Annotated in this window: 21 protein-coding genes; 11 read left to right on the top strand and 10 right to left on the bottom strand. The window is 69.8% G+C overall.

Annotated elements, in window-relative coordinates:
• Window positions 1–41: 41 nt before the first annotated feature.
• The gene (locus KUG38_RS12360) at window positions 42–404 is read right to left on the bottom strand and encodes a rhodanese-like domain-containing protein (RefSeq protein ID WP_216922091.1); all 363 of its coding nucleotides are present in this window, start codon (window positions 402–404) and stop codon (window positions 42–44) included.
• A 54-nt stretch (window positions 405–458) separates the two neighbouring features.
• On the opposite strand from KUG38_RS12360, the gene KUG38_RS12355 reads away from it, so the two are divergent.
• From KUG38_RS12355 to KUG38_RS12315, 9 genes are all read left to right on the top strand, one after another.
• Entirely contained in the window at window positions 459–2,072 is a 1,614-nt protein-coding gene (locus tag KUG38_RS12355) for a DUF3352 domain-containing protein (RefSeq protein ID WP_216922088.1), read from the top strand.
• A gap of 2 nt (window positions 2,073–2,074) precedes the next feature.
• Window positions 2,075–2,605 (top strand): phosphohistidine phosphatase SixA, encoded by a 531-nt coding sequence (sixA, locus tag KUG38_RS12350; protein ID WP_216922085.1) that lies wholly within the window; start codon window positions 2,075–2,077, stop codon window positions 2,603–2,605.
• Window positions 2,606–2,748: 143 nt separating this feature from the next.
• Window positions 2,749–3,891: a citrate synthase gene (locus KUG38_RS12345; protein ID WP_216922082.1), complete on the top strand. Its 1,143-nt coding sequence runs from the start codon at window positions 2,749–2,751 to the stop codon at window positions 3,889–3,891.
• A 51-nt stretch (window positions 3,892–3,942) separates the two neighbouring features.
• Window positions 3,943–5,094: an NADH-quinone oxidoreductase subunit NuoH gene (gene nuoH, locus KUG38_RS12340; RefSeq protein WP_216922078.1), complete on the top strand. Its 1,152-nt coding sequence runs from the start codon at window positions 3,943–3,945 to the stop codon at window positions 5,092–5,094.
• A gap of 78 nt (window positions 5,095–5,172) precedes the next feature.
• A complete protein-coding gene (gene ndhI / locus KUG38_RS12335) occupies window positions 5,173–5,811 on the top strand; it encodes an NAD(P)H-quinone oxidoreductase subunit I (RefSeq protein WP_015110401.1) in 639 nt (212 codons plus the stop codon).
• Window positions 5,811–6,437, top strand: a complete 627-nt coding sequence (locus KUG38_RS12330; protein WP_094586744.1) for an NADH-quinone oxidoreductase subunit J — start codon at window positions 5,811–5,813, stop codon at window positions 6,435–6,437. Before ndhI ends, KUG38_RS12330 begins: the two co-directional genes overlap by 1 nt.
• Window positions 6,434–6,763 (top strand): NADH-quinone oxidoreductase subunit NuoK, encoded by a 330-nt coding sequence (nuoK, locus tag KUG38_RS12325; RefSeq protein ID WP_015110403.1) that lies wholly within the window; start codon window positions 6,434–6,436, stop codon window positions 6,761–6,763. Before KUG38_RS12330 ends, nuoK begins: the two co-directional genes overlap by 4 nt.
• 27 nt (window positions 6,764–6,790) lie before the next feature.
• Window positions 6,791–7,777, top strand: a complete 987-nt coding sequence (locus KUG38_RS12320) for an NAD(+) kinase (protein WP_216922075.1) — start codon at window positions 6,791–6,793, stop codon at window positions 7,775–7,777.
• 28 nt (window positions 7,778–7,805) lie between these two features.
• A complete protein-coding gene (locus tag KUG38_RS12315) occupies window positions 7,806–8,390 on the top strand; it encodes a CYTH domain-containing protein (protein WP_216922073.1) in 585 nt (194 codons plus the stop codon).
• An 18-nt stretch (window positions 8,391–8,408) separates the two neighbouring features.
• On the opposite strand, the gene pedR is transcribed toward KUG38_RS12315, so the two are convergent.
• On the bottom strand, window positions 8,409–8,672 hold the full coding sequence (gene pedR, locus KUG38_RS12310) for a photosynthetic electron transport-dependent transcriptional regulator PedR (protein ID WP_216922071.1): 264 nt from the start codon (window positions 8,670–8,672) through the stop codon (window positions 8,409–8,411).
• Between the two features lie 114 nt (window positions 8,673–8,786).
• Between pedR and KUG38_RS12305 the strand changes: the two genes are divergently transcribed.
• Window positions 8,787–9,743: a methylenetetrahydrofolate reductase gene (locus KUG38_RS12305; RefSeq protein ID WP_502988699.1), complete on the top strand. Its 957-nt coding sequence runs from the start codon at window positions 8,787–8,789 to the stop codon at window positions 9,741–9,743.
• On the opposite strand, the gene KUG38_RS12300 is transcribed toward KUG38_RS12305, so the two are convergent.
• From KUG38_RS12300 to KUG38_RS12275, 6 genes are all read right to left on the bottom strand, one after another.
• Window positions 9,678–10,859, bottom strand: a complete 1,182-nt coding sequence (locus tag KUG38_RS12300) for a nucleotidyltransferase family protein (RefSeq protein WP_216922066.1) — start codon at window positions 10,857–10,859, stop codon at window positions 9,678–9,680. The two genes, KUG38_RS12305 and KUG38_RS12300, sit on opposite strands and share 66 nt — an antisense overlap.
• A gap of 47 nt (window positions 10,860–10,906) precedes the next feature.
• Window positions 10,907–11,809, bottom strand: coding sequence for a segregation/condensation protein A (locus KUG38_RS12295; RefSeq protein WP_216922062.1), 903 nt, complete (start codon window positions 11,807–11,809; stop codon window positions 10,907–10,909).
• 96 nt (window positions 11,810–11,905) lie between these two features.
• A complete protein-coding gene (locus KUG38_RS12290; RefSeq protein ID WP_216922060.1) occupies window positions 11,906–12,298 on the bottom strand; it encodes a lipopolysaccharide assembly protein LapA domain-containing protein in 393 nt (130 codons plus the stop codon).
• Window positions 12,299–12,442: 144 nt separating this feature from the next.
• The gene (locus KUG38_RS12285) at window positions 12,443–14,062 is read right to left on the bottom strand and encodes an NAD(P)H-quinone oxidoreductase subunit 4 (protein WP_216922057.1); all 1,620 of its coding nucleotides are present in this window, start codon (window positions 14,060–14,062) and stop codon (window positions 12,443–12,445) included.
• A 69-nt stretch (window positions 14,063–14,131) separates the two neighbouring features.
• Window positions 14,132–16,144, bottom strand: coding sequence for an NAD(P)H-quinone oxidoreductase subunit 5 (locus tag KUG38_RS12280; RefSeq protein ID WP_216922054.1), 2,013 nt, complete (start codon window positions 16,142–16,144; stop codon window positions 14,132–14,134).
• Between the two features lie 97 nt (window positions 16,145–16,241).
• On the bottom strand, window positions 16,242–16,994 hold the full coding sequence (locus KUG38_RS12275) for an NnrU family protein (protein WP_190610496.1): 753 nt from the start codon (window positions 16,992–16,994) through the stop codon (window positions 16,242–16,244).
• A 119-nt stretch (window positions 16,995–17,113) separates the two neighbouring features.
• Between KUG38_RS12275 and KUG38_RS12270 the strand changes: the two genes are divergently transcribed.
• Window positions 17,114–18,115: a LysR family transcriptional regulator gene (locus KUG38_RS12270; RefSeq protein ID WP_216922051.1), complete on the top strand. Its 1,002-nt coding sequence runs from the start codon at window positions 17,114–17,116 to the stop codon at window positions 18,113–18,115.
• On the opposite strand, the gene KUG38_RS12265 is transcribed toward KUG38_RS12270, so the two are convergent.
• Both KUG38_RS12265 and KUG38_RS12260 read right to left on the bottom strand, forming a co-directional pair.
• Complete coding sequence (locus KUG38_RS12265) at window positions 18,090–18,845, bottom strand: DUF3172 domain-containing protein (RefSeq protein ID WP_216922048.1); 756 nt, start codon at window positions 18,843–18,845, stop codon at window positions 18,090–18,092. The two genes, KUG38_RS12270 and KUG38_RS12265, sit on opposite strands and share 26 nt — an antisense overlap.
• Entirely contained in the window at window positions 18,842–19,189 is a 348-nt protein-coding gene (locus tag KUG38_RS12260) for an NAD(P)H-quinone oxidoreductase subunit M (RefSeq protein WP_216922044.1), read from the bottom strand. Before KUG38_RS12260 ends, KUG38_RS12265 begins: the two co-directional genes overlap by 4 nt.
• Window positions 19,190–19,287 lie beyond the last annotated feature (98 nt).

Below are 19,287 nucleotides of genomic sequence, written 5' to 3'. Positions count from 1 at the left end.
CCTAGGTGCGGTGGTCCCGCCGACCGCCCCGGGGCGGGGACTCAGTAACGGGGAACCTGGGGATCCACCTCCCGGCTCCAGGCATCGATGCCCCCCTTCAGATTCCAGACATCGCCGTAGCCCTTCTCCTGAATCAGCCAGCAGGCGAAGTCCCAGCTGCGGATGCCCGCATGGCAGAGCACCACCACCGGCTGTTGGCGGTCCAGGCGGTCCTCCAGGTCCGGCAGCCATTCGCGGTGACGGCTCAGCGGGAGATGCACAAACGGGAGCGGCAACGTGGCCAGGGCCAGTTCGCCGTCCTCCCGCACGTCCACGATCCGGAGCGGTTCCCCCTCCGCCAGGCGCCGCTGCAGCTCCGCGGCGGAAAGGGTGCGGGGAGTGCCCGGGCGGGTCGGCTCGTCCATGGCGGGCGTCGGAGGGGGGGTGGCGTCAGGATGGTCCCATCCTGCTGAGAACAGATGAAGGCCCGCCCATTCCTGGCGGTGCTGCTGGCGCTGGTGCTGGTGGTGCTCGGTCTGGGGTTCGGTGGCTGGTGGCTGGTGTGGCAGCGCAGTGCCCTGCGTCTCCAGCGGCTGCCGCTGGAGGTGCCCCGGGCGGCCCGGTTCGTGCCCCGGGACGCCCCCTTCAGCCTCCACCTGTTCACCGATGGTGAGCAGCCCCTTGACTATGCCCGTGCCGTCGCGCCGCCCCGCCAGCGACGCCAGGCGGCGGAGGCGGTCGGCCGGCTGCGCGACGGGGCCTTCGCCGCGGCCGGTCTCGACTACGGGACGGAGCTGAGCTCCTGGCTGGCGTCACCGGTGGGCCTGGCCCTGTTCGAGGCGGACACCGGCGGCGCGGCGGGGGCCACCCGGCGTGGAGGGTGGCTGCTGGTGCTGGGCAGCCGGGACGACGGCGGCGCCCGCCGCTTTCTGCAGCGTTTCTGGCAGACCCGCAGCCTGGCGGGCACCGATCTCCAGATCAGCACGTACCGGGGCCTGGGTCTGATCAGCGGCCGGGGAGCCCTGCTGGGCCGGACGCCGATGCCCCTGGCCACGGCCCTGGTGGATGACGACCTCGTCCTGATCGCCTCGGGACGGGGGGTGCTGGAGCAGGCCCTCGACGTGTCCCAGATCGACGAGCTCAACCAGGCCGGCCAGCCCGGCTTCCAGGAGGGGCTGCGGCGCCTTGGCACCGGGGCCGCCCTGGTGCAGGCGGCCCCGGATGCCCTGGAGCGCTGGCTGGGGCTGCCGCTGCCGGCCCCGGCCGACCAGCGGCCCGGTGGCCTGCTGCTGGCCCTGCGGCCCGACGGCCGCAGCCTGCGGCTGTCGGGCCTGCTGGAGCTGCCCCCAGAGACGACCCTGCCGGAGGTCGGTGCCGATGGCGACCTGGGCCGGGCCCTGCGGGCTGCCCTGCACCGCCCCTCCGCCAGCCTCGCCGTGGTGCAGGACCCCGCCGCCATCGACGCGATTCCCCTGCTGCAGCCGCTGCTGACCCGCATGGCCGGGGCGGCAGGGGCGGCGGGGCCCCTGCCCGCCCTGGTGCTGGGGGCCGACGCAGGCCCCCTGCTGGCCGCCGCCAGCGGCGATCGCTGGCTGCTCGGCACGGCGGCCGATCGCCCGGCGTCGGCGGCCGTCGAGGCCTCCCTGGCGGCCGATGGCCTGATCGCTGCTCCCCTGGACGTGGAGGGCCGCTCGCTTCAGGTCTGGACGCGGCTGCGGGCCGGCACCGGCCGGCGCGACGACAGGGCCGAGCAGCTGCAGGCCCCCCTGCTGGGCTGGCGCTGGCAACGGGGCGACCAGGCCTGGTGGGGGGAGTCCCTGGGGCAGCTGGAGAGCCTCGACGCACCAGGCTCGAAGGGCGCCGCCCACCCCCAGGACCCGCTGGAGGTCCTCGCCGCCCCGGAGGCCGCCCTCCAGTGGGCCCTCGATGGTCCGCGGGCCCGCGACCTGCTGGCCTCCTGGCAGCCGTGGCAGCGCCTCACCGCCCTGGCCGGAGGCCCCCTCAGTGACCCGGTGGCGGGGCTGGCCCTGGCCCTGACGGGGGAGTCCGGGGTGCTGGCGGTGGACGCCCGTCTCGACTTCGGGGACGCCTGACCATGGCGTCCCTGGGCTGGGAACTGCTGCTGCTGCGCCATGGCATCGCCGAGGAGCGCAGCCCTGACCGCGTCGACGCCGAGCGGGAACTCACCGCCGCCGGCCGGGCCCGCACCCGGGCCGTGCTGGAGCGGGCCGCCGGCCTGGGGCTGCGGGCCGATCGCCTGCTCTCCAGCCCCCTGGCCCGCGCCCGCCAGACCGGGGAGATCGCCCGCGAGGCCGGGCTGGCCCCAGCCCTGGAGCTGGCCCAGGCCCTGGAGCCGGGGGGTGACCCCCTGCCCCTGCTGCCGGCCTGGCGGACCCAGGCGGAGGGGGACGGGGCGGCGCCTTTCCGGCTGTTGCTGGTGGGCCATGAACCGGACCTGGGGCTGCTGGCGGCCCGCCTCCTGGGGGCGCCGCCCGGGGCCATCACCCTGCGCAAGGCGGGCCTGGCCCTGCTGCGCCTGCCCGCGGTGCCGGCCGGGGCGGCGCTGGCCGGCACCGCCCGTCTGGAATGGCTGGTGCGGCCGAAGCTCTGGCTGCCCCGCCCCTGAGCCGGCAGCCGGCGCTACGGCAAAAGCCCGTTCCTGCGCCTAAGTTCGTCCCATCCACAGGATTCGGCATGGCGGCGGTGAGCACCCCAGAGGCCAACGACCCTCAGGGCACCCCTCCCTCTCCATCGCCCCAGGCGCCGGCCATGCCCACGTTCCGCCCGGGTCTGGAAGGGGTGCCGGCCACTCAGTCGGCGGTGTGCGACATCGAAGGCCAGCGGGGCCTGCTCACCTACCGGGGCTACCCGATCGAGCAGCTGGCGAGCCACAGCAGCTTTCTCGAAACTGCCTACCTGCTGATCTGGGGTGAGCTGCCCACCATCTTCCAGCTGCGGGAGTTCGAGCAGGAGGTGCAGATGCACCGGCGGCTCAGCTTCCGCATCCGCGACATGATGAAGTGCTTCCCGGCCACGGGTCATCCGATGGATGCCCTGCAGGCCAGTGCGGCCTCCCTGGGGCTCTTCTATTCCCGCCGCGCCCTCTACGACCCGCAGTACATCGTCGACGCGGTGGTGCGCCTGATCGCCAAGATCCCGACGATGGTGGCGGCGTTCCAGCTGATCCGGAAGGGCCAGGACCCGATCCAGCCCCGGGACGACCTGGCCTACTCGGCCAATTTTCTGTACATGCTCACCGAGCGGGAGCCCGATCCCCTGGCGGCGCGGATCTTCGATGCCTGCCTGATCCTGCACGCCGAGCACAGCCTCAACGCCAGCACCTTCAGCGCCCGGGTCACGGCCAGCACCCTCACCGACCCCTACGCGGTGGTGGCCTCGGCGGTGGGCACCCTGGCCGGCCCCCTGCACGGCGGTGCCAACGAGGATGTGCTCGACATGCTCGACCAGATCGGCAGCATCGACCAGGTGGAACCCTGGCTCGACCGGGCCATCGCCCAGAAGCACAAGATCATGGGCTTCGGCCACCGGGAGTACCGGGTCAAGGATCCCCGGGCCGTGATCCTGCAGGGCCTGGCGGAGGAGCTCTTCCAGCGCTTCGGCCACGACGCCATGTACGACGTGGCCCTCAAGCTGGAGGAGGTGGCCGGCCGGCGGCTCGGGCCGAAGGGGATCTACCCCAACGTCGACTTCTACTCCGGTCTCGTCTACCGGAAGCTCGGTATTCCCCGCGACCTGTTCACCCCCATCTTCGCCATCGCCCGTACGGCAGGATGGCTGGCCCACTGGAAGGAACAACTGGGTGCCAACCGCATCTACCGTCCCTCGCAGATCTACACCGGCCCCACCGAGCGGGGCTGGCTCCCCCTGGAAAGCCGTCCGGTTCCTGGCTGAGTCACTGGCTGACCCTTTTCCCCCTAGGTTCCCCACCAACGGAGTTCTCTGATGCTGTCCACTGGCCTGCTGGGTGCCGCCGTTGCTCCCCCCGGTCTCGACCTCCAGTCGAGCTTCCTCGACCTCGCAGAAGGCTTGGGCCTCACCCCCGGTGCGGCCCGCCTGCTGTGGCTGCCCCTGCCGATGGTGCTGGTGCTGGTGGGGGCCGTTGTCGGCGTGCTGGTGAGCGTCTGGCTCGAGCGCAAGATCTCGGCGGCGGTGCAGCAGCGCATCGGCCCTGAGTACGCCGGCGCCCTGGGGGTGCTCCAGCCCCTGGCCGATGGCCTCAAGCTCGTCTTCAAGGAGGACATCATCCCGGCCCGGGCCGATGCCGTGCTGTTCAGCCTCGGCCCGGTGCTGGTCGTGGTGCCCGTGATCCTGTCCTGGCTGGTGGTGCCCTTCGGCCAGAACCTGCTGATCAGCAACGTGGGGGTGGGCATCTTCCTGTGGATCGCCCTGAGCAGCATCCAGCCCATCGGCCTGCTGATGAGCGGCTACTCCAGCAACAACAAGTACTCCCTGCTGGGCGGCCTGCGGGCCGCCGCCCAGTCGATCAGCTACGAGATCCCCCTCGCCCTGGCGGTGCTGGCGGTGGTGATGATGAGCAACTCCCTGAGCACCGTCGACATCGTCGCCCAGCAGACCGGGGCCGGCATCTTCAGCTGGAACATCTGGCGTCAGCCCGTCGGCTTCGTGATCTTCTGGATCTGTGCCCTGGCGGAATGCGAGCGCCTGCCCTTTGACCTTCCGGAGGCGGAGGAGGAGCTGGTGGCCGGCTACCAGACCGAGTACTCCGGCATGAAGTTCGCCCTCTTCTACCTGGGCAGCTACATCAACCTGGTGCTCTCGGCCCTGCTGGTGTCGGTGCTCTACCTGGGCGGCTGGGGCTTCCCGCTGCCCGTCGAGTGGATCACCGGCTGGCTGGGCCTCTCCCCCGACGCCCCCCTGGTCCAGGTGATCACCGGCTCCATCGGCATCGTCAGCACGATCCTCAAGGCCTATCTGCTGGTGTTCTTCGCGATCCTGCTGCGCTGGACCACCCCACGGGTCCGGATCGACCAGCTGCTCGACCTGGGCTGGAAGTTCCTGCTGCCGATCGCCCTGGTCAATCTCCTGGTCACCGCCGGCCTCAAGCTGGCCTTCCCGGTGGCCTTCGGCGGCTGAACCCGTTCCCCGGATACCAACACAGCGGCCCCCACGGGGCCATCATGGTCCCCATCCCGTAACCCCCTCGCCCCAGCCATGTTCGGGTTTCTCAAGCAAGTCGGTGATTACACCCGGGAGGCGGTGAGCGCGGCCCAGACGATGACCCAGGGGCTGGCGGTCACCTTCGATCACCTGCGCCGGCGGCCGATCACCGTCCAGTACCCCTACGAGAAGCTGATCCCCTCCGAGCGGTACCGGGGGCGGATCCACTACGAGCTCGACAAGTGCATCTCCTGCGAGGTGTGCGTGAGGGTCTGCCCGATCAACCTGCCCGTGGTGGACTGGGTGATGAACAAGGCCACCAAGAAGAAGGAGCTGCGCAACTACTCGATCGATTTCGGGGTGTGCATCTTCTGCGGCAACTGCGTGGAGTACTGCCCCACCAATTGCCTCTCCATGACCGAGGAGTACGAGCTGGCGGCCTTCGATCGCCATAGCCTCAACTACGACAACGTCGCCCTCGGTCGCCTGCCCACCAGCGTCACCTCCGACCCGGCGGTGTTCGCCCTGCGGGAACTGGCCTACCTTCCCAAGGGCGCCATGGATCCCCATGGGGTTCCCGCCAGCGAGCCGCGGGCCGGCCAGCTGCCGTCCCAGGTGCTGGAAACCCTCCAGCCGGTCCCCAGCGGTGGGTCCCCCGCCGCCGCCCCCTCCGACAGCACCGCAGAGTCCTGATGTCGATCGCCTCCACCACCCAGCAGATCTGTTTCCTGGTGCTCTCGGCCACCACGGTGATCGGCTCCCTGGGCGTTGTCCTGCTGCCCAACATCGTCTATTCCGCCTTCCTGCTCGGCGGTGTCTTCCTCTCGGTGGCCGGCCTCTACCTGCTGCTCAACGCCAGCTTCGTCGCGGCCGCCCAGATCCTCGTCTATGTCGGGGCGGTCAATGTCCTGATCCTGTTCGCGATCATGCTCGTGAACAAGAAGGAAACCCTCGCCGCGATCCCCGGGCTGCTGGTCCGCCGTCTCCTGTCCGGCGCCGTCTGCGCCGGCCTGTTCGCCCTGCTGCTGCGGGTGGCGTTCACCACCCCGTGGGCGCTGCCGGGTCCCACGCCGGTCGGCGAGGAAGCCACCATCCGCATCGGCGAGCACCTCTTCACCGACTATCTCCTGCCCTTCGAGCTGGCGTCGGTGCTGCTGCTGATGGCCATGATCGGGGCCATCGTCCTGGCCCGCCGCGACGTCTTCAGCACCGACGTGATCACCGGTGAACCGGCCGATCAGGGTCTGATCGAGAAGGATCGCACCCCCCTGCTGATCGAAACGTCCGCCAACGCCCCCACCCTGCTCACCAAGCCATGATCTCCGACGCCGCCTCCCCGATCCCCCTCGAGGCCTTTCTCGCCGTCGCGGCCATGCTGTTCTGCGTGGGCGTCTGGGGGCTGATCAACAGCCGCAATGCCGTGCGGGTGCTGATGAGCATCGAGCTGATGCTCAACGCCGTCAACATCAACCTGATGGCCTTCTCCAACTACCTCGATGGTCAGCTGATCCGGGGGCAGGTGTTCGCGATCTTCGTGATCACCGTGGCCGCGGCCGAGGCGGCCGTCGGTCTGGCCATCCTGCTGTCGCTCTATCGCAACCGCGAAACCGTCGACATGGAGCGCTTCAACCTGCTGCGCTGGTAGCGGTGTCAGCGTCCCCGGCTTTCGCCCATGCGGCTTGAGAGGGTCTGGCTGATCCTTCGCAAGGGCAGCCAGGCTGCCCAGCGCCAGGCCCGTCGCTGTGCCCAGGACCTGCGCTCCCAGGGGGCCAGCGTCACCACCGCCGTCAGCGGACTTGGCCTCAACCCCTTCCCCGGCCTTCTGGCCACCGAGGCCGAGCTGCCTGATCTGGCCGTGGTGCTCGGCGGCGATGGCACCGTGCTGGCCGCAGCCCGTCACCTGGCCAGCTACGGGGTGCCGGTGCTCAGCTTCAACGTCGGCGGCCACCTGGGCTTCCTCACCCACGAGCGGCGCCTGCTCAGGCTCCAGGGCGATGGCCACGGGGAGCCGGGCCACGATCCGGACGACACCCTCTGGCAGCGCCTGCGCGACGACCGCTTCGCGATCGAGCGGCGCATGATGCTGGAGGCCCGGGTCGACCGGGGCGACGGCGTGCCCCAGGAGGGGGACGGGGCTTCCGACGTCGACCTCAGCGGGGGGGGCGACGGCCCCCACACGGCCCTCAACGACTTCTACTTCCGTCCCGCCCTCGACGAGCTCTCCCCCACCTGCATGCTCGAACTCGAGATCGATGGGGAGGTGGTGGATCAGTACCGGGGCGACGGGTTGATCATCGCCACCCCCACCGGCTCCACGGGTTACGCGATGGCCGCCGGGGGGCCGATCCTCCACCCGGGCATCGAAGCGATCGTGGTCACGCCGATCTGCCCCATGAGTCTCTCCAGCCGGGCGGTGGTGGTGCCCCCCGGCTCCAGGCTGTCGGTGTGGCCCCTGGGGGAGGCCAGCCGCCGGGTGAAGCTCTGGAAGGACGGGGCCCATGCCACCGTGCTGGAACCCGGGGATCGCTGCGTCCTGCAGCGGGGCCGCCATCCGGTGCTGATGCTCCAGCTCGAGCAGAGCCCCTCGTACTACAGCACCCTCACCCACAAGCTCCACTGGGCCGGCAGCCTCACCGCCGGCGAGCCGTCCCGCAACTGATCCGCGTCCATCCACGCCCCCCCGACCCATGGCCCTGGAAATCGAGCGCCGCTTCCTCGTCCGCGGCGAGCTGTGGCGCCCCCATGCGGTGGGAGAGAACCTGATCCGCCAGGGGTATCTGGCCAGCGGCCGTGAGGACCTCACCCTGCGGGTGCGGCTGGCCCGCCCCCCGGAGGGCCCGATGGCGGCCTTTCTCACCCTCAAGCTGCCGGCCGCCGGCGAGGGCCTGATGGGGCCGGAGCTTGGGGAGCCGATCCCGGCGGCCGGTCAGGCCCTGACCCGGCAGGAGTACGAGTATCCGATTCCTGCCGCCGACGCCGAGGCCCTGCTGGAGCGGTGCGACCATCGGCTCGGCAAGATCCGCTTCGGCCTGGATCTGCCCGGGGGCGACTGGGTTCTGGATGTGTTCGAGGGGGCCAATGCGCCCCTGGTGGTGGCGGAGGTGGAACTGGAGCGCGCCGACGGGCCGGTGGCCGTTCCCCCCTGGTGCGCCCTGGAGATCACCGGCCGCCGCGAGCTCAGCAATGCCGCCCTGGCCCACCGCCCCCTGGCGATGTGGCCGGAGGCCGACCGGAAGGCCCTGCTGGCCCAGGCCCACGGAGGGCCCGACTGAGGACCCGAGCGCCGCCGCTCAGCCGGGGCCGGTGCCGTCGTCAGGGGGCAGGGCGCAGCAGTTGAATCCGTCACGGCAGATCTTGCCGTGGTCCATCGCCCAGTTCAGCAGGGCCACCCGGTTCTTGGCGCCGGTCTTGGTGAAGATGTTGCTGACGTGGTTGTCGACCGTGCGCTTGCTGATGGTGAGCTGGCCGGCGATCTCGAGATTGGTCAGTCCGGTGGCCACCAGCTCGATGATCTCGATTTCCCGCTCAGATAACTCGCTGTGTGGATGCACCATGGGCCGCTCCAGGGACGGGGATGGGGACGGTGAGCTGGAAGCCGCCATGGACCTGCGCTCAGCCATCGGCTCCTCGGCGAGGGCTGTTTCACTCTAGGCAGCGGCTGCTCCATGATGCCCCTGTCTTGGAGATGGCCGTTGCAGCTTCGACAGGCCCTGGCGGACGGTCGGTTCGCCGTGACGGCGGAGGTGACACCGCCCCGGGGGGGCGATGCCACGCGCACCCTCGAGGCGGCGACGGCGCTGCGGGGTCTGGTGCATGCGGTCAACGTCACCGATGGCAGCCGGGCCGTGATGCGGATGAGCAGCCTGGCGGTGTGCCGTCTGCTGCTGGAGGCCGGCATCGAGCCGGTGCTGCAGATGACATGCCGCGACCGCAACCGCATCGCCTTGCAGGCCGATCTGCTCGGCGCCCATGCCCTCGGCATCCGCAACCTGCTCTGCCTCACCGGTGACCCGGTGCGGGCCGGCGATCAGCCTGGGGTCCGGGCGGTGAACGAGCTGGAGGCGGTGCGGCTGCTGCAGCTGGTGCGGGGCCTCAACGCCGGCGAGGATCCGGTGAAGGGGGAGCTGCCGGATGGGGCCACGGCCCTCTTCCCTGGCGCCGCCGCCGATCCCCAGTCGCCGAGCTGGAGTGGGCTTCTCTCCAGGGTGCGGCGCAAGCAGGAGGCGGGCGCCCGCTTCCTCCAGACCCAGATGGTGATGGATGCGGCCGCCCTGCGCCGCTTCGTCGAGGAGATCACCGGCCCCCTCGGGCTGCCGGTGCTGGCCGGGGTGTTTCTGCTCAAGTCGGCCCGCAATGCCCAGTTCATCAACCGCGTCGTGCCGGGGGCCTGCATCCCCCAGTCCCTGATCGACCGCCTCGCCGGCGCGGCCGATCCAGCGGCGGAGGGCGTGGCGATCGCCGCCGAACAGGTGGCCGCCTACAGCTCCATCGCCCAGGGGGTGCATCTGATGGCCATCAAGGCCGAACACCGCATCCCCCAGATCCTGCGGCTGGCGGGCCTAGGGGGCGCCGCTGGCGGCGAGGTCGGTGCCCAGCAGCTCGGCCATGGCCTTCTGCTGCGGTGAGGGGGTGCCCACGTCCTGGCGGCGCGAATCGGTGATCAGCCAGTCGAGGGCGGCCTCCTGGAGATCGAAGTGGTCGCCGTTGCGGTCGACGCAGTAGCGGCCGTAGACCAGCTTCTCGACGAGCTGGACTCCGGGGCCGATCCGGGAGTAATCGAAGATGATCGAGTTGTCGATCGTGGCCCCTTCGCAGATGTGGCAGCTCGGCCCGATCATGGCCGGCCCGATGATCGTGACGCCGTTTTCGATGCGGGTCATGCCGCCCACGAAGATCGGCCCTTCGACGTGGATCTGGTCCCAGTCGGCCGCCACGTTGAGGCCTGCATAAATGCCAGGGCGGACCTGCTTGCCGGGAATCTGCACCTGGCGTACATCCCCCTGCAGCACGCTGCGGATCGCCTGCCAGTAATCCGGCACCTTGCCGATGTCGACCCACTCGAACTCCATGGGCAGGGCGTAGAAGGGGGCCCCGGATTCCACCAGCCTGGGAAACAGGTCGGCGGCGATGTCGAAGGGTTCGCCGCTGGGGATGAAGTCGAGGACTTTCGGCTCGAAGATGTAGATGCCGGTGTTGATCATGTCGCTGGCGGCCTCTTCCACCGACGGCTTCTCCTGGAAGGACAGCACCCGGCCGGCTTCGTCGGTCACCACCACCCCGTAACTGCTCACCTGGTCGCGGGGCACCCGTTTGGTGATCAGGCTGGCCATGGCCCCCTTCTCGCGGTGTCGCCGCACGGCTTCCGTGAGGTCGAGATCGATGAGGGCATCGCCGCAGAGCACCACGAAGGTGTCATCGAAGAAGGACTGGAAGTCCTGGATCTTCTTCAGGCCACCGGCCGAACCCATGGCTTCGCCGATCAGCTCACCGTCCTTGATGCGTCCTTCGAAGCTGTAGGCGATCTGGACATCGAAGCGCTGGCCGTCGCGAAAGTAGTTCTCGATCTCCTCCGAAAGGTGGGAGACATTGACCATGATTTCGTTGAAACCGTGCTCCCGGAGCAACTCGAGCAGAAACTCCATCACGGGTTTCTGGAGGATCGGGATCATCGGCTTGGGCGTTGTGTGCGTGATCGGACGCACCCTTGTTCCCTTGCCTGCCGCCAGGATCATCGCCTTCATCGGCGTCGTTTCAGGTCGGAGGTGAAGTGCCACCCTACGGAGAAAACTCAGGCGGCCACTGCCTCCAGAGCCGGCCCCCTATCTGACCCCTGCCCCGGCAGCCGCGGCAGGCTGAGCGCTTCGACCCGCTCCTCCCCGCGGCGGCGCAGGCTGAGGGGACCGTAGAGGCCGCCCTCCTGGGCCAGTTCCACCTTGCCCTGGGAGGAGAGGAACAGCAGGGCCCAGAACACCCCCACCCGGTCGCTGTCCAGATCGGCATCCTCCGCAGAGCCAGCGGGGGGGCTGGCCAGGGCCTCCGCCCAGGCGCCCACCAGGGCGTCGAAGGTCACCCACGCGAGGGCTTCGGCGGTGGGCTCCCACGCCACCAGGAAGCGGCTCAGGGCGGCGGTGGTCTCCGGCAGTTTCTCCCGGTGGGCCAGGGAGGCCACCTGGGCGATCGCCGCCCGTTCGCTGTAACGGCGGGCGCGGGGCCTGTGCCGCCCTTCCCCACCCTCCTGCTCGAGCCGCTCGGCGATGTCCTCCAGCTGGCGGATCAGTTCCCCCAGGGTGACGGGTCGCTGCAGCGGGGGTGGCGCCACCGGCCGGCGCTGCAGGTGCCGTTCGGGCCGCCGCGGCAAGGCCACGGCGGCGGGGTCCCAGCCGCCGTCGTCCTCGGCGGCGAAGGGGTCCTCCAGCAGGGGCTCGGGCGGGAAGGTGGCCGATTCCAGCAGTTCCGCCTTGAGCCCCACCAGCACCGAGGCGGCCAGGAAGGCCTCGCTGGACTCGGCCAGATCCCGTTCGTAGCTCCCTCCCTGGGGGGCCAGGCGCCTGGGCAGCTCGATGCGCTGGCGCAGCTGGTCGAGGAAACCGTCGACGACGGCGATCACATCGACGTCCCAGGGATCGATATCGCCCCGTTCGGCCGCGTCCTGGAGCAACCGGATGGCGAGTCTGGCGCCCGCTTCTGCCACGCGCGATGTCCTGCTCGGAGGGTGCCGTCCCTGGGCAAGCTACCGGCTGCGGCCCGATGGCACCAGTCGCGGTGATGACCGAACCGGCCCCAGGGCCTAGTCGGCGGCCAGCGAGAGGCTGCCGTCGCCCCCCTCATCACGGGACGACGCCGAGCTCTCGCCGGCGGCCGGCAGCAGCCCCAGCTGGGCATCCACGGTGGCCCGGTAGCGGCGCAGATCGTTCTCCAGCTCGCTGATCCTCACCTGCTGGGCCTCCGCTTCGCCGGCGGTCTGCAGGGTTTCCACCTTCTTCACAACGCCGCTCCAGACGGCGTAGATCCAGGCGGCGGTGGCACCGAGACCGCCCACCACCAGCAGCAGGGCCGCCAGCGGCAGGGTGGCGCTCACGCCCGGCAGGAAATGCACCGTGGTGGCCGTGGTGTTCTCCAGGGTGAACATCACCGTGGCCAAGCCGAAGCTGAAGATCAGAAGGAAGTTGATCTGCCGCATGGAGACCCTCGCTGTGCGATGGAGGAGCGTAGGCATCCTCCCCGGAGGATGGCGCCATGGCCCCGGGCCTGCGCAGGGTTTCGTAACCGGCCCCCAACCGGCCCCCCGCCGTGGCGGGGACGGGGCCCAGACGAAGGCCTGGGCTCAGCCGAGGGCCGGGGCGTGCAGCAGGGCCGGCGGCAGGTGGCCGAAGGCGCCGGTCGCCATCACCGCCGGGACCGGGGCACGGCCCACCTTCACCAGGGCGACGGACTCCCGCTCCACCAGGGCTTCGATCGCGGCCTGGTAGCTGTCGGTGACCAGGCGCGGGTAGAGGCCGATGCCGATGATCGGCACCAGCAGGCAGGAGATCACGTAGATCTCCCGCGGCTCGGCGTCGACCAGGTGGGTGTGGGAGGCCAGCTCGGGGTTCTCCTTGCCGAAGAAGATCTCCCGCAGCATCGACAGCAGGTAGATGGGGGTGAGGATCACGCCGATGGCCGCCAGGACGGCGATGACGATCCGGAAGCTGAGGCTGTAGGCCTCACTGGTGGCGAAGCCCACGAACACCATCAGCTCGGAGACGAAACCGCTCATGCCCGGCAGGGCGAGGGAGGCCAGGGAGCAGACAGTCCAGAGGGCGAACATCTTGCGCATCTTCTGGCCCACCCCACCCATCTCGTCGAGCTGGAGGGTGTGGGTGCGGTCGTAGGTGGCCCCCACCAGGAAGAACAGGCTGGCCCCGATCAGGCCGTGGCTGATCATCTGGAGCATGGCGCCGCTGGTGCCCAGGGCGCTGAAGCTGCCGATGCCGATCAGCACGAAGCCCATGTGGCTGATCGAGCTGTAGGCGATCTTGCGCTTGAGGTTGCGCTGGGCGAAGGAGGTGAGGGCGGCGTAGATGATGTTGACCACCCCCAGGATCACCAGCAGGGGGGCGAACTGGACGTGGGCCTCGGGCAGCAGCTGCACGTTGAAGCGCAGCAGCGCGTAGCCGCCCATCTTCAGCAGGATGCCCGCCAGCAGCATGTGCACCGGCGCGGTGGCCTCACCGTGGGCATCGGGCAGCCAGGTGTGCAGGGGCACCACCGGCAGCTTGACGCCGAAGGCGATCAGCAGGGCGGCGTAGCAGAGCACCTGGAAGCCCGTGCCGAACTCCTTGGCCGCCAGGACGGTGTACTCGAAGCTCGGGGCGCCGCCGCCGTAGAAGGCCATCGCCAGGCCCGCCAGGAGGATGAACAGGGAGCTGCCGGCGGTGTAGAGGATGAACTTGGTGGCGGCGTACTGGCGCTTCTTGCCGCCCCAGATGGCGAGCAGCAGGTACACCGGCAGCAGTTCCAGCTCCCAGGCCAGGAAGAACAGGAGCATGTCCTGCACGGCGAACACGGCGATCTGGCCGCCGTCCATGGCCAGGAGCAGGAAGTAGAAGAGCTTGGGCTTGAAGGTGACCGGCCAGGCCGCCAGGCAGGCCAGGGAGGTGATGAAGCTGGTGAGCAGGATCAGCGGCATGGAGAGGCCGTCGGCCCCCACAGACCAGGCCAGCCCCAGATCGGGCAGCCACTGCACCCGCTCCACCAGCTGCAGGTCGGGATCGGCCGGGTCATAGCCGCGCAGGTAGGCCGCCACGGTCACCAGGAAGGTGATGAGGGCGACGCCGAGGGCGTACCAACGGACCTGCTTGCCATCGCCCTTGTCGGGCACGAAGGGGATCAGCAGAGCGGCGCCGATCGGGAACAGAATCGCGGTGCTCAGCCAGGGAAAGGGCACAGAAACGGTGCTGTCCATCTGGCCGGAGTGTAGAAATCCCTGCCTCCGACATACCCACCGGATGGGCGTTGTCACACACAGAGGGACTCAGCCGAAGGCGCTGAACAGGAGCACCAGGCCGATGACGCCGCCGAAGACGATCAGGGCATAGAACTGGACCCGGCCGGTCTCGAAGTACTTCAGGCCCTCGCCGCTGCCCAGGGTGAGCAGGCCGGTGAGGTTGACCACCCCGTCCACCACCTTGGAGTCGACATCGAGCACCTGGCGGGCCAGGCGGCGGCTGCCCTGCACGAACAGCTTCTCGTTGATGGCATCGAGGTACCACTTGTTGGCCAGGAACCGGTTGATGGCCGGGAAGCGACCCGCCACGGCGGAGCCCAGGTCGATACGGTGCAGGGCGTAGGCGAGCACCGCCAGGCCGATGCCGAGGCTGGAGATGGCCACCGAGGCGCCCGCCAGGGGCAGGAACTCACCCCAGCTGAACTCCTTGGCCACCTCGGCGGCCTCGACGGGATCGACGAGGTTGCCGAAGCGGCTGTTCCAGGGGGTGCCGAGCAGGCCGATCAGCACCGACGGGACCGCCAGCACCACCAGGGGGGCCGCCATCTGCCAGCCCGATTCGTGGGGATGGCTGGCGTGGGCGTGGTGGTCGTCGTCGGTGGATCCGCCGGAGGGCTGGCCGGCGGCGCTCAGCAGCTGGGCGCGGATGCCGGCATCCTGGCCGCGGAAGGAGCCCTCGAAGGTGAGGAAGTAGAGGCGGAACATGTAGAAGGCGGTCATCCCGGCGGTCAGGAAGCCCATGGCCCAGAGCAGCGGGAAGCTGTTGAAGGCCTGGCCGAGGATCTCGTCCTTGCTCCAGAAACCCGCCAGGGGGGGGATGCCGCTGATCGCAATGCAGCCGATCAGGAAGGTGGCGGAGGTGATCGGCATGTATTGGCGCAGGCCGCCCATCAGGCGCATGTCCTGGGCCAGCACCGGCTCGTGGCCCACCACCTCCTCCATGGCGTGGATCACCGAGCCGGAGCCCAGGAACAGCATCGCCTTGAAGAAGGCGTGGGTGACCAGGTGGAACATGCCCGCCACCGGGGCGCCGCAGCCCATGGCCAGCATCATGTAGCCGAGCTGGGAGACGGTGCTGTAGGCCAGCCCCTTCTTCAGATCCATCTGGGTGAGGGCGATCGAGGCCCCCAGGAACAGGGTGATGGTGCCGATCACGGCGATCACCAGCTGCACCTGGGGAAAGGGCTCGTAGACCGGCTGCAGCCGGGCCACCAGGAAGACGCCGGCCGCCACCATGGTGGCGGCGTGGATCAGGGCCGAGATGGGGGTGGGGCCCTCCATGGCGTCGGGCAGCCACACATGGAGGGGGAACTGGGCCGACTTGGCCATCGGGCCCATGAACACCAGCAGGCAGAGCAGCACGGCCACACCGGTGGGCAGGCCGCCACCGGCGACCGCGGCCGAGAGCCGTTCACCGATCTCCTCGAAGCCGAAGCTGCCGGTGGCCCAGAACAGGCCCAGGATCCCCAGCAGCAGGCCGAAGTCGCCGACCCGGTTGACCACGAAGGCCTTCTGGGCGGCGTTGGCGGCGGCGTCACGGTCGTACCAGAAGCCGACGAGCAGGTAGGAGCACATGCCCACCAGCTCCCAGAAGACGTAGATCTCGAGCAGGTTGGGGCTGATCACCAGCCCCAGCATCGAGCTGCTGAACAGGGCCAGATAGGTGAAGAAGCGGACATAGCCCTTGTCGTGGGCCATGTAGCCGTCGGAATAGACCATCACCAGCAGGGCGATGGTGGTGACCAGCGACAGCATCACCGCCCCGAGGGCGTCGACGCGGAAGCCCATCTGCAGGTGGAAGGTGCCGGCGCCGGCCCAGTCGAAGAGCACCTCCGTGGCGCCGGCTCCGGCCAGCTGCTCGGCCAGGATCGCGAAGCTCAGCACCGCGGCCATGCCCACGCTGGTGATCAGCAGCAGGGCCACCGGCTTGCGCAGGCGGTTGACGGTGCGGTTGAACGTGATCAGCCCCAGCCCGGTGAGGCAGGCCCCCAGCAGGGGAAGCACCGGGATCAGCCAGGCAAGTTCGGAAGCGGCGGGCATCCTGGGGGCTCTGTTGGCGCGAGTTTAGGCAGGCCCGTCGGCCTGGCTCCGCCTCTGTGGTGGCCTGCCCATCGACCCCCGCCGGCTGGTGGGCGCTTCAGCCCAGCCAGTGGGCGAGGGCCGTGCGCGAGAAGGTGGTGGCGCCGAGGCCGATCCAGCGGTGGGCCCACCAGAACACGCCGATGGCGATGGCGATCCCCAGCTGGGAGGGCCGCAGGAATTCCGCCGCCACCAGCGTCTGGCGGCCGTCCAGCACGGCGGCGAAGGGCAGCACCGACGTGGAGGCCCGCAGCTCCTCGAAGGCGGCGCCGAAGCGGTGGCGCAGGCGCCGGTCCCCGTTCCAGACGGCGAACAGGTGGTGGCCGATCAGCCCCACGCAGGCCACCAGGGTGAAGCTGGTGCCGATCCAGAGCAGGTGGGTGGCGCACCAGAGCACCTGGCCCACGGCCTGGGGATGGCGGCTCACCCGGATGATCCCCGTGGCGTACAGACGCACCTGGGGCTTCAGCACCGCCGGGATCTCGAGCAGGTTGTAGGTGGCGGGATACAGGAACAGGAAGCTGATGGCCGTGCCGGTCCAGACCAGCGGCACCACCCAGGGCTGGTCCTGCAGGTTCCAGAGCCTGACCCCGTCGTAACGGTGGGCGAGAAAGTACCCCACCACCACCACCGCCGAGGGAATGCTGAGCCCGGCGAACAGCAGGCGCCAGAGCCGGGCCCCGATCCGCTCCTCCCCCCAGACCCTCAGGGAGGCCCCGCCGCTGTGGATCAGGGCGAAGAGCACCAGCAGGGCCAGCATCACCACGCTGCTGTGCTGGGGGCCCGCGGTCAGCAGGGGAAGCGAGGCCATGGGGATGCGGCGTCCTGGAGCGGATGTGACAGGCCGATTCTTGCCACCGGGAGAGCCCCCTAGAGTTCCGCACGGCCTGCCGGCTCCGGCGAACGGTCCCCCCGCGGCCTCCCCGACCCATGGCAGATCTGCCTTTCACCCTCGACCAGCTGCGCATCCTGCGCGCCATCGCCAGTGAGGGCAGCTTCAAGAAGGCGGCCGACAGCCTCTACGTCACCCAGCCGGCGGTGAGTCTGCAGATCCAGAACCTGGAGAAGCAGCTCGACGTCTCCCTGTTCGACCGCGGCGGCCGCAAGGCCCAGCTCACCGAGGCCGGCCACCTGCTGCTCAGCTACTGCGACCGGATCCTGAGCCAGTGCCAGGAGGCCTGCCGGGCCCTCGACGATCTCCACAATCTGCGCGGCGGCTCCCTGGTGGTGGGGGCCAGCCAGACGACGGGCACCTATCTGATGCCCCGGATGATCGGCCTGTTCCGCCAGAAGTACCCGGACGTGGCGGTGCAGCTGCAGGTGCACAGCACCCGCCGCACCGGCTGGAGCGTGGCCAACGGGCAGATCGACCTGGCGATCATCGGCGGCGAGCTGCCGGCGGATCTCAATGACCTGCTGCAGGTGGTGCCCTACGCCAACGACGAACTGGCCCTGGTGCTGCCCCCCAAGCACCCGCTCTCCCGCCTGCCGGAGCTCACCAAGGACGATCTCTACCGCCTCGGCTTCGTCTGTCTCGATGCCCAGTCCACCACCCGCAAGATGGTGGACCAGCTGCTCAGCCGCTCCAAGCTCGACGTGCAGCGGCTCAAGATCGAGATGGAGCTCAACTCCTTCGAGGCCATCAAGAACGCCGTTCAGGCGGGCCTGGGGGCGGCGTTCCTGCCGGTGGTGTCGATCGAGCGGGAGCTGGCCGCCGGCACCCTGCACCGGCCCCAGGTGGCCGACCTGATGGTGCGGCGCCAGCTGAAGCTGATCACCCACCCGGCCCGCTACTGCTCAAGGGCCGCCGACGCTTTCCGCCGCGAGGTGCTGCCGGTGTTCGCCAGCCCGGACAGCCCCCTGCGTCAGGTGCAGACCACGCCGGGGCTGGCCGAGCGCAACGGCCTCAGAACTGATCGGCCTCAGGGGTGATGCCAACGGCGTCATCGGCGGCGCCGGCGACTCCGCGGGTCTGGAACTTGTTGCCGGTGATGTCGGTCTGGTAGACGCAGCGGACGATCGGTTTGTCGCGCACCGAGCCGATGTAGGCGAAGGTGTTCATGCGCTGCTTGCACTGGCGCATCTGCTCGGCGGTCACGGCGCCCTCCTTCTGCAGCACCGACCAGTTCTCCCGGCGGATGACGCAACCGGGCTGGAGCGTGGGCTGGGTCACGAAGCTGCTGCTCGGGTTCATCGTGGTGTACAGCTCGATGTCCATCACAAAGGCGCTGGCGCCCCACTGCTTGCAGAACTCGGGGTCGGGCACCGCCATGTCGAGCTGCTGGGCGCTGGCGATGTTGCCCTGGTTCCCCTGGGTGGTGCTGGTCACGGCGCTGCCGATGCCGATGCCCACCACCAGCACGCCGGCCAGCACCGCCACCGTGGCCACGTTCAGCTGGATGTTGGGCCCGCCGCCCCCGCCGCCACCACCGTTGCCGGCGGGGGGCCGGCCGCCGCCGCCACCGTTGCTGCCGCGGCGGCCCTGGGGCCCGTAACGGGGATCCTCCCGGCGGTCGTAGCCGGTGGCGAAGCGATCGGCCCGGTCGTCGTAGCGGCCGGAGCGCGCGTCGGCCCGGGGGTCGTAGCGGGGGTCGGTGCGGTCGGGTCGGGGCGCATAGCCGCCCGGTTCCGGGCGGCCGGCGCTGCTGCGGGAGCGGGTCACAGGGTTTCCGGGCTGCGGGGCAGGCCCATCGAGTAGTTCAGAACCCGGGCCTCGGGGTTGTAGCTGAGTTCACCGGCCTGGAGCATCTGACGCACCAGCCCCTCGAGCTCGGAGCCGATGCGGCGCAGGCTGTAGTCGCTCAGTTCCTGGCCGGCCTGGGCCGCCACCAGCTCCCGGAACCGGGCGCGCACCTTCTCGAGGGCCGGCTCGTCCCAGAGGAACTCGTTGTCGGGATCGATGTCGAGGGTGAGCTGATCCGGGTCAGGGATGAGGTCGTTGTTCTCGACCCGCGCCGTGAACAGCCGGATGTGGCGGGTGGTGGACTTGAGCAGCGTCTCGACCATGGGCTCGGCCTCGGGGGCGGGGATCGGGAGAAGGGGGTGGCACCCATTGAGTGCTGCAACAACTTTAGGTAGGTCGGCGGCCGATTCCGGCGCCGCGG

The organism is Synechococcus sp. CCAP 1479/9, from assembly GCF_019038535.1.
Taxonomy (GTDB): Bacteria; Cyanobacteriota; Cyanobacteriia; order PCC-6307; family Cyanobiaceae; genus Cyanobium.
Note: the sequence above shows the minus strand (reverse complement) of the source record. Positions and strands in the feature narration are given on the sequence as shown.

Coding starts and splice junctions, on each gene's coding strand:
- KUG38_RS12270 (WP_216922051.1), top strand. CDS start 17,114: ATGGCAGATCTGCCTTTCACCCTCGACCAGCTGCGCATCCTGCGCGCC.
- ndhI (WP_015110401.1), top strand. CDS start 5,173: ATGTTCGGGTTTCTCAAGCAAGTCGGTGATTACACCCGGGAGGCGGTG.
- KUG38_RS12285 (WP_216922057.1), bottom strand. CDS start 14,062: ATGGACAGCACCGTTTCTGTGCCCTTTCCCTGGCTGAGCACCGCGATT.
- KUG38_RS12345 (WP_216922082.1), top strand. CDS start 2,749: ATGCCCACGTTCCGCCCGGGTCTGGAAGGGGTGCCGGCCACTCAGTCG.
- pedR (WP_216922071.1), bottom strand. CDS start 8,672: ATGGTGCATCCACACAGCGAGTTATCTGAGCGGGAAATCGAGATCATC.
- sixA (WP_216922085.1), top strand. CDS start 2,075: ATGGCGTCCCTGGGCTGGGAACTGCTGCTGCTGCGCCATGGCATCGCC.
- KUG38_RS12260 (WP_216922044.1), bottom strand. CDS start 19,189: ATGGTCGAGACGCTGCTCAAGTCCACCACCCGCCACATCCGGCTGTTC.
- KUG38_RS12360 (WP_216922091.1), bottom strand. CDS start 404: ATGGACGAGCCGACCCGCCCGGGCACTCCCCGCACCCTTTCCGCCGCG.
- KUG38_RS12330 (WP_094586744.1), top strand. CDS start 5,811: ATGTCGATCGCCTCCACCACCCAGCAGATCTGTTTCCTGGTGCTCTCG.
- nuoK (WP_015110403.1), top strand. CDS start 6,434: ATGATCTCCGACGCCGCCTCCCCGATCCCCCTCGAGGCCTTTCTCGCC.
- KUG38_RS12300 (WP_216922066.1), bottom strand. CDS start 10,859: ATGAAGGCGATGATCCTGGCGGCAGGCAAGGGAACAAGGGTGCGTCCG.
- nuoH (WP_216922078.1), top strand. CDS start 3,943: ATGCTGTCCACTGGCCTGCTGGGTGCCGCCGTTGCTCCCCCCGGTCTC.
- KUG38_RS12290 (WP_216922060.1), bottom strand. CDS start 12,298: ATGCGGCAGATCAACTTCCTTCTGATCTTCAGCTTCGGCTTGGCCACG.
- KUG38_RS12280 (WP_216922054.1), bottom strand. CDS start 16,144: ATGCCCGCCGCTTCCGAACTTGCCTGGCTGATCCCGGTGCTTCCCCTG.
- KUG38_RS12315 (WP_216922073.1), top strand. CDS start 7,806: ATGGCCCTGGAAATCGAGCGCCGCTTCCTCGTCCGCGGCGAGCTGTGG.
- KUG38_RS12320 (WP_216922075.1), top strand. CDS start 6,791: ATGCGGCTTGAGAGGGTCTGGCTGATCCTTCGCAAGGGCAGCCAGGCT.
- KUG38_RS12355 (WP_216922088.1), top strand. CDS start 459: ATGAAGGCCCGCCCATTCCTGGCGGTGCTGCTGGCGCTGGTGCTGGTG.
- KUG38_RS12275 (WP_190610496.1), bottom strand. CDS start 16,994: ATGGCCTCGCTTCCCCTGCTGACCGCGGGCCCCCAGCACAGCAGCGTG.
- KUG38_RS12305 (WP_502988699.1), top strand. CDS start 8,787: ATGCCCCTGTCTTGGAGATGGCCGTTGCAGCTTCGACAGGCCCTGGCG.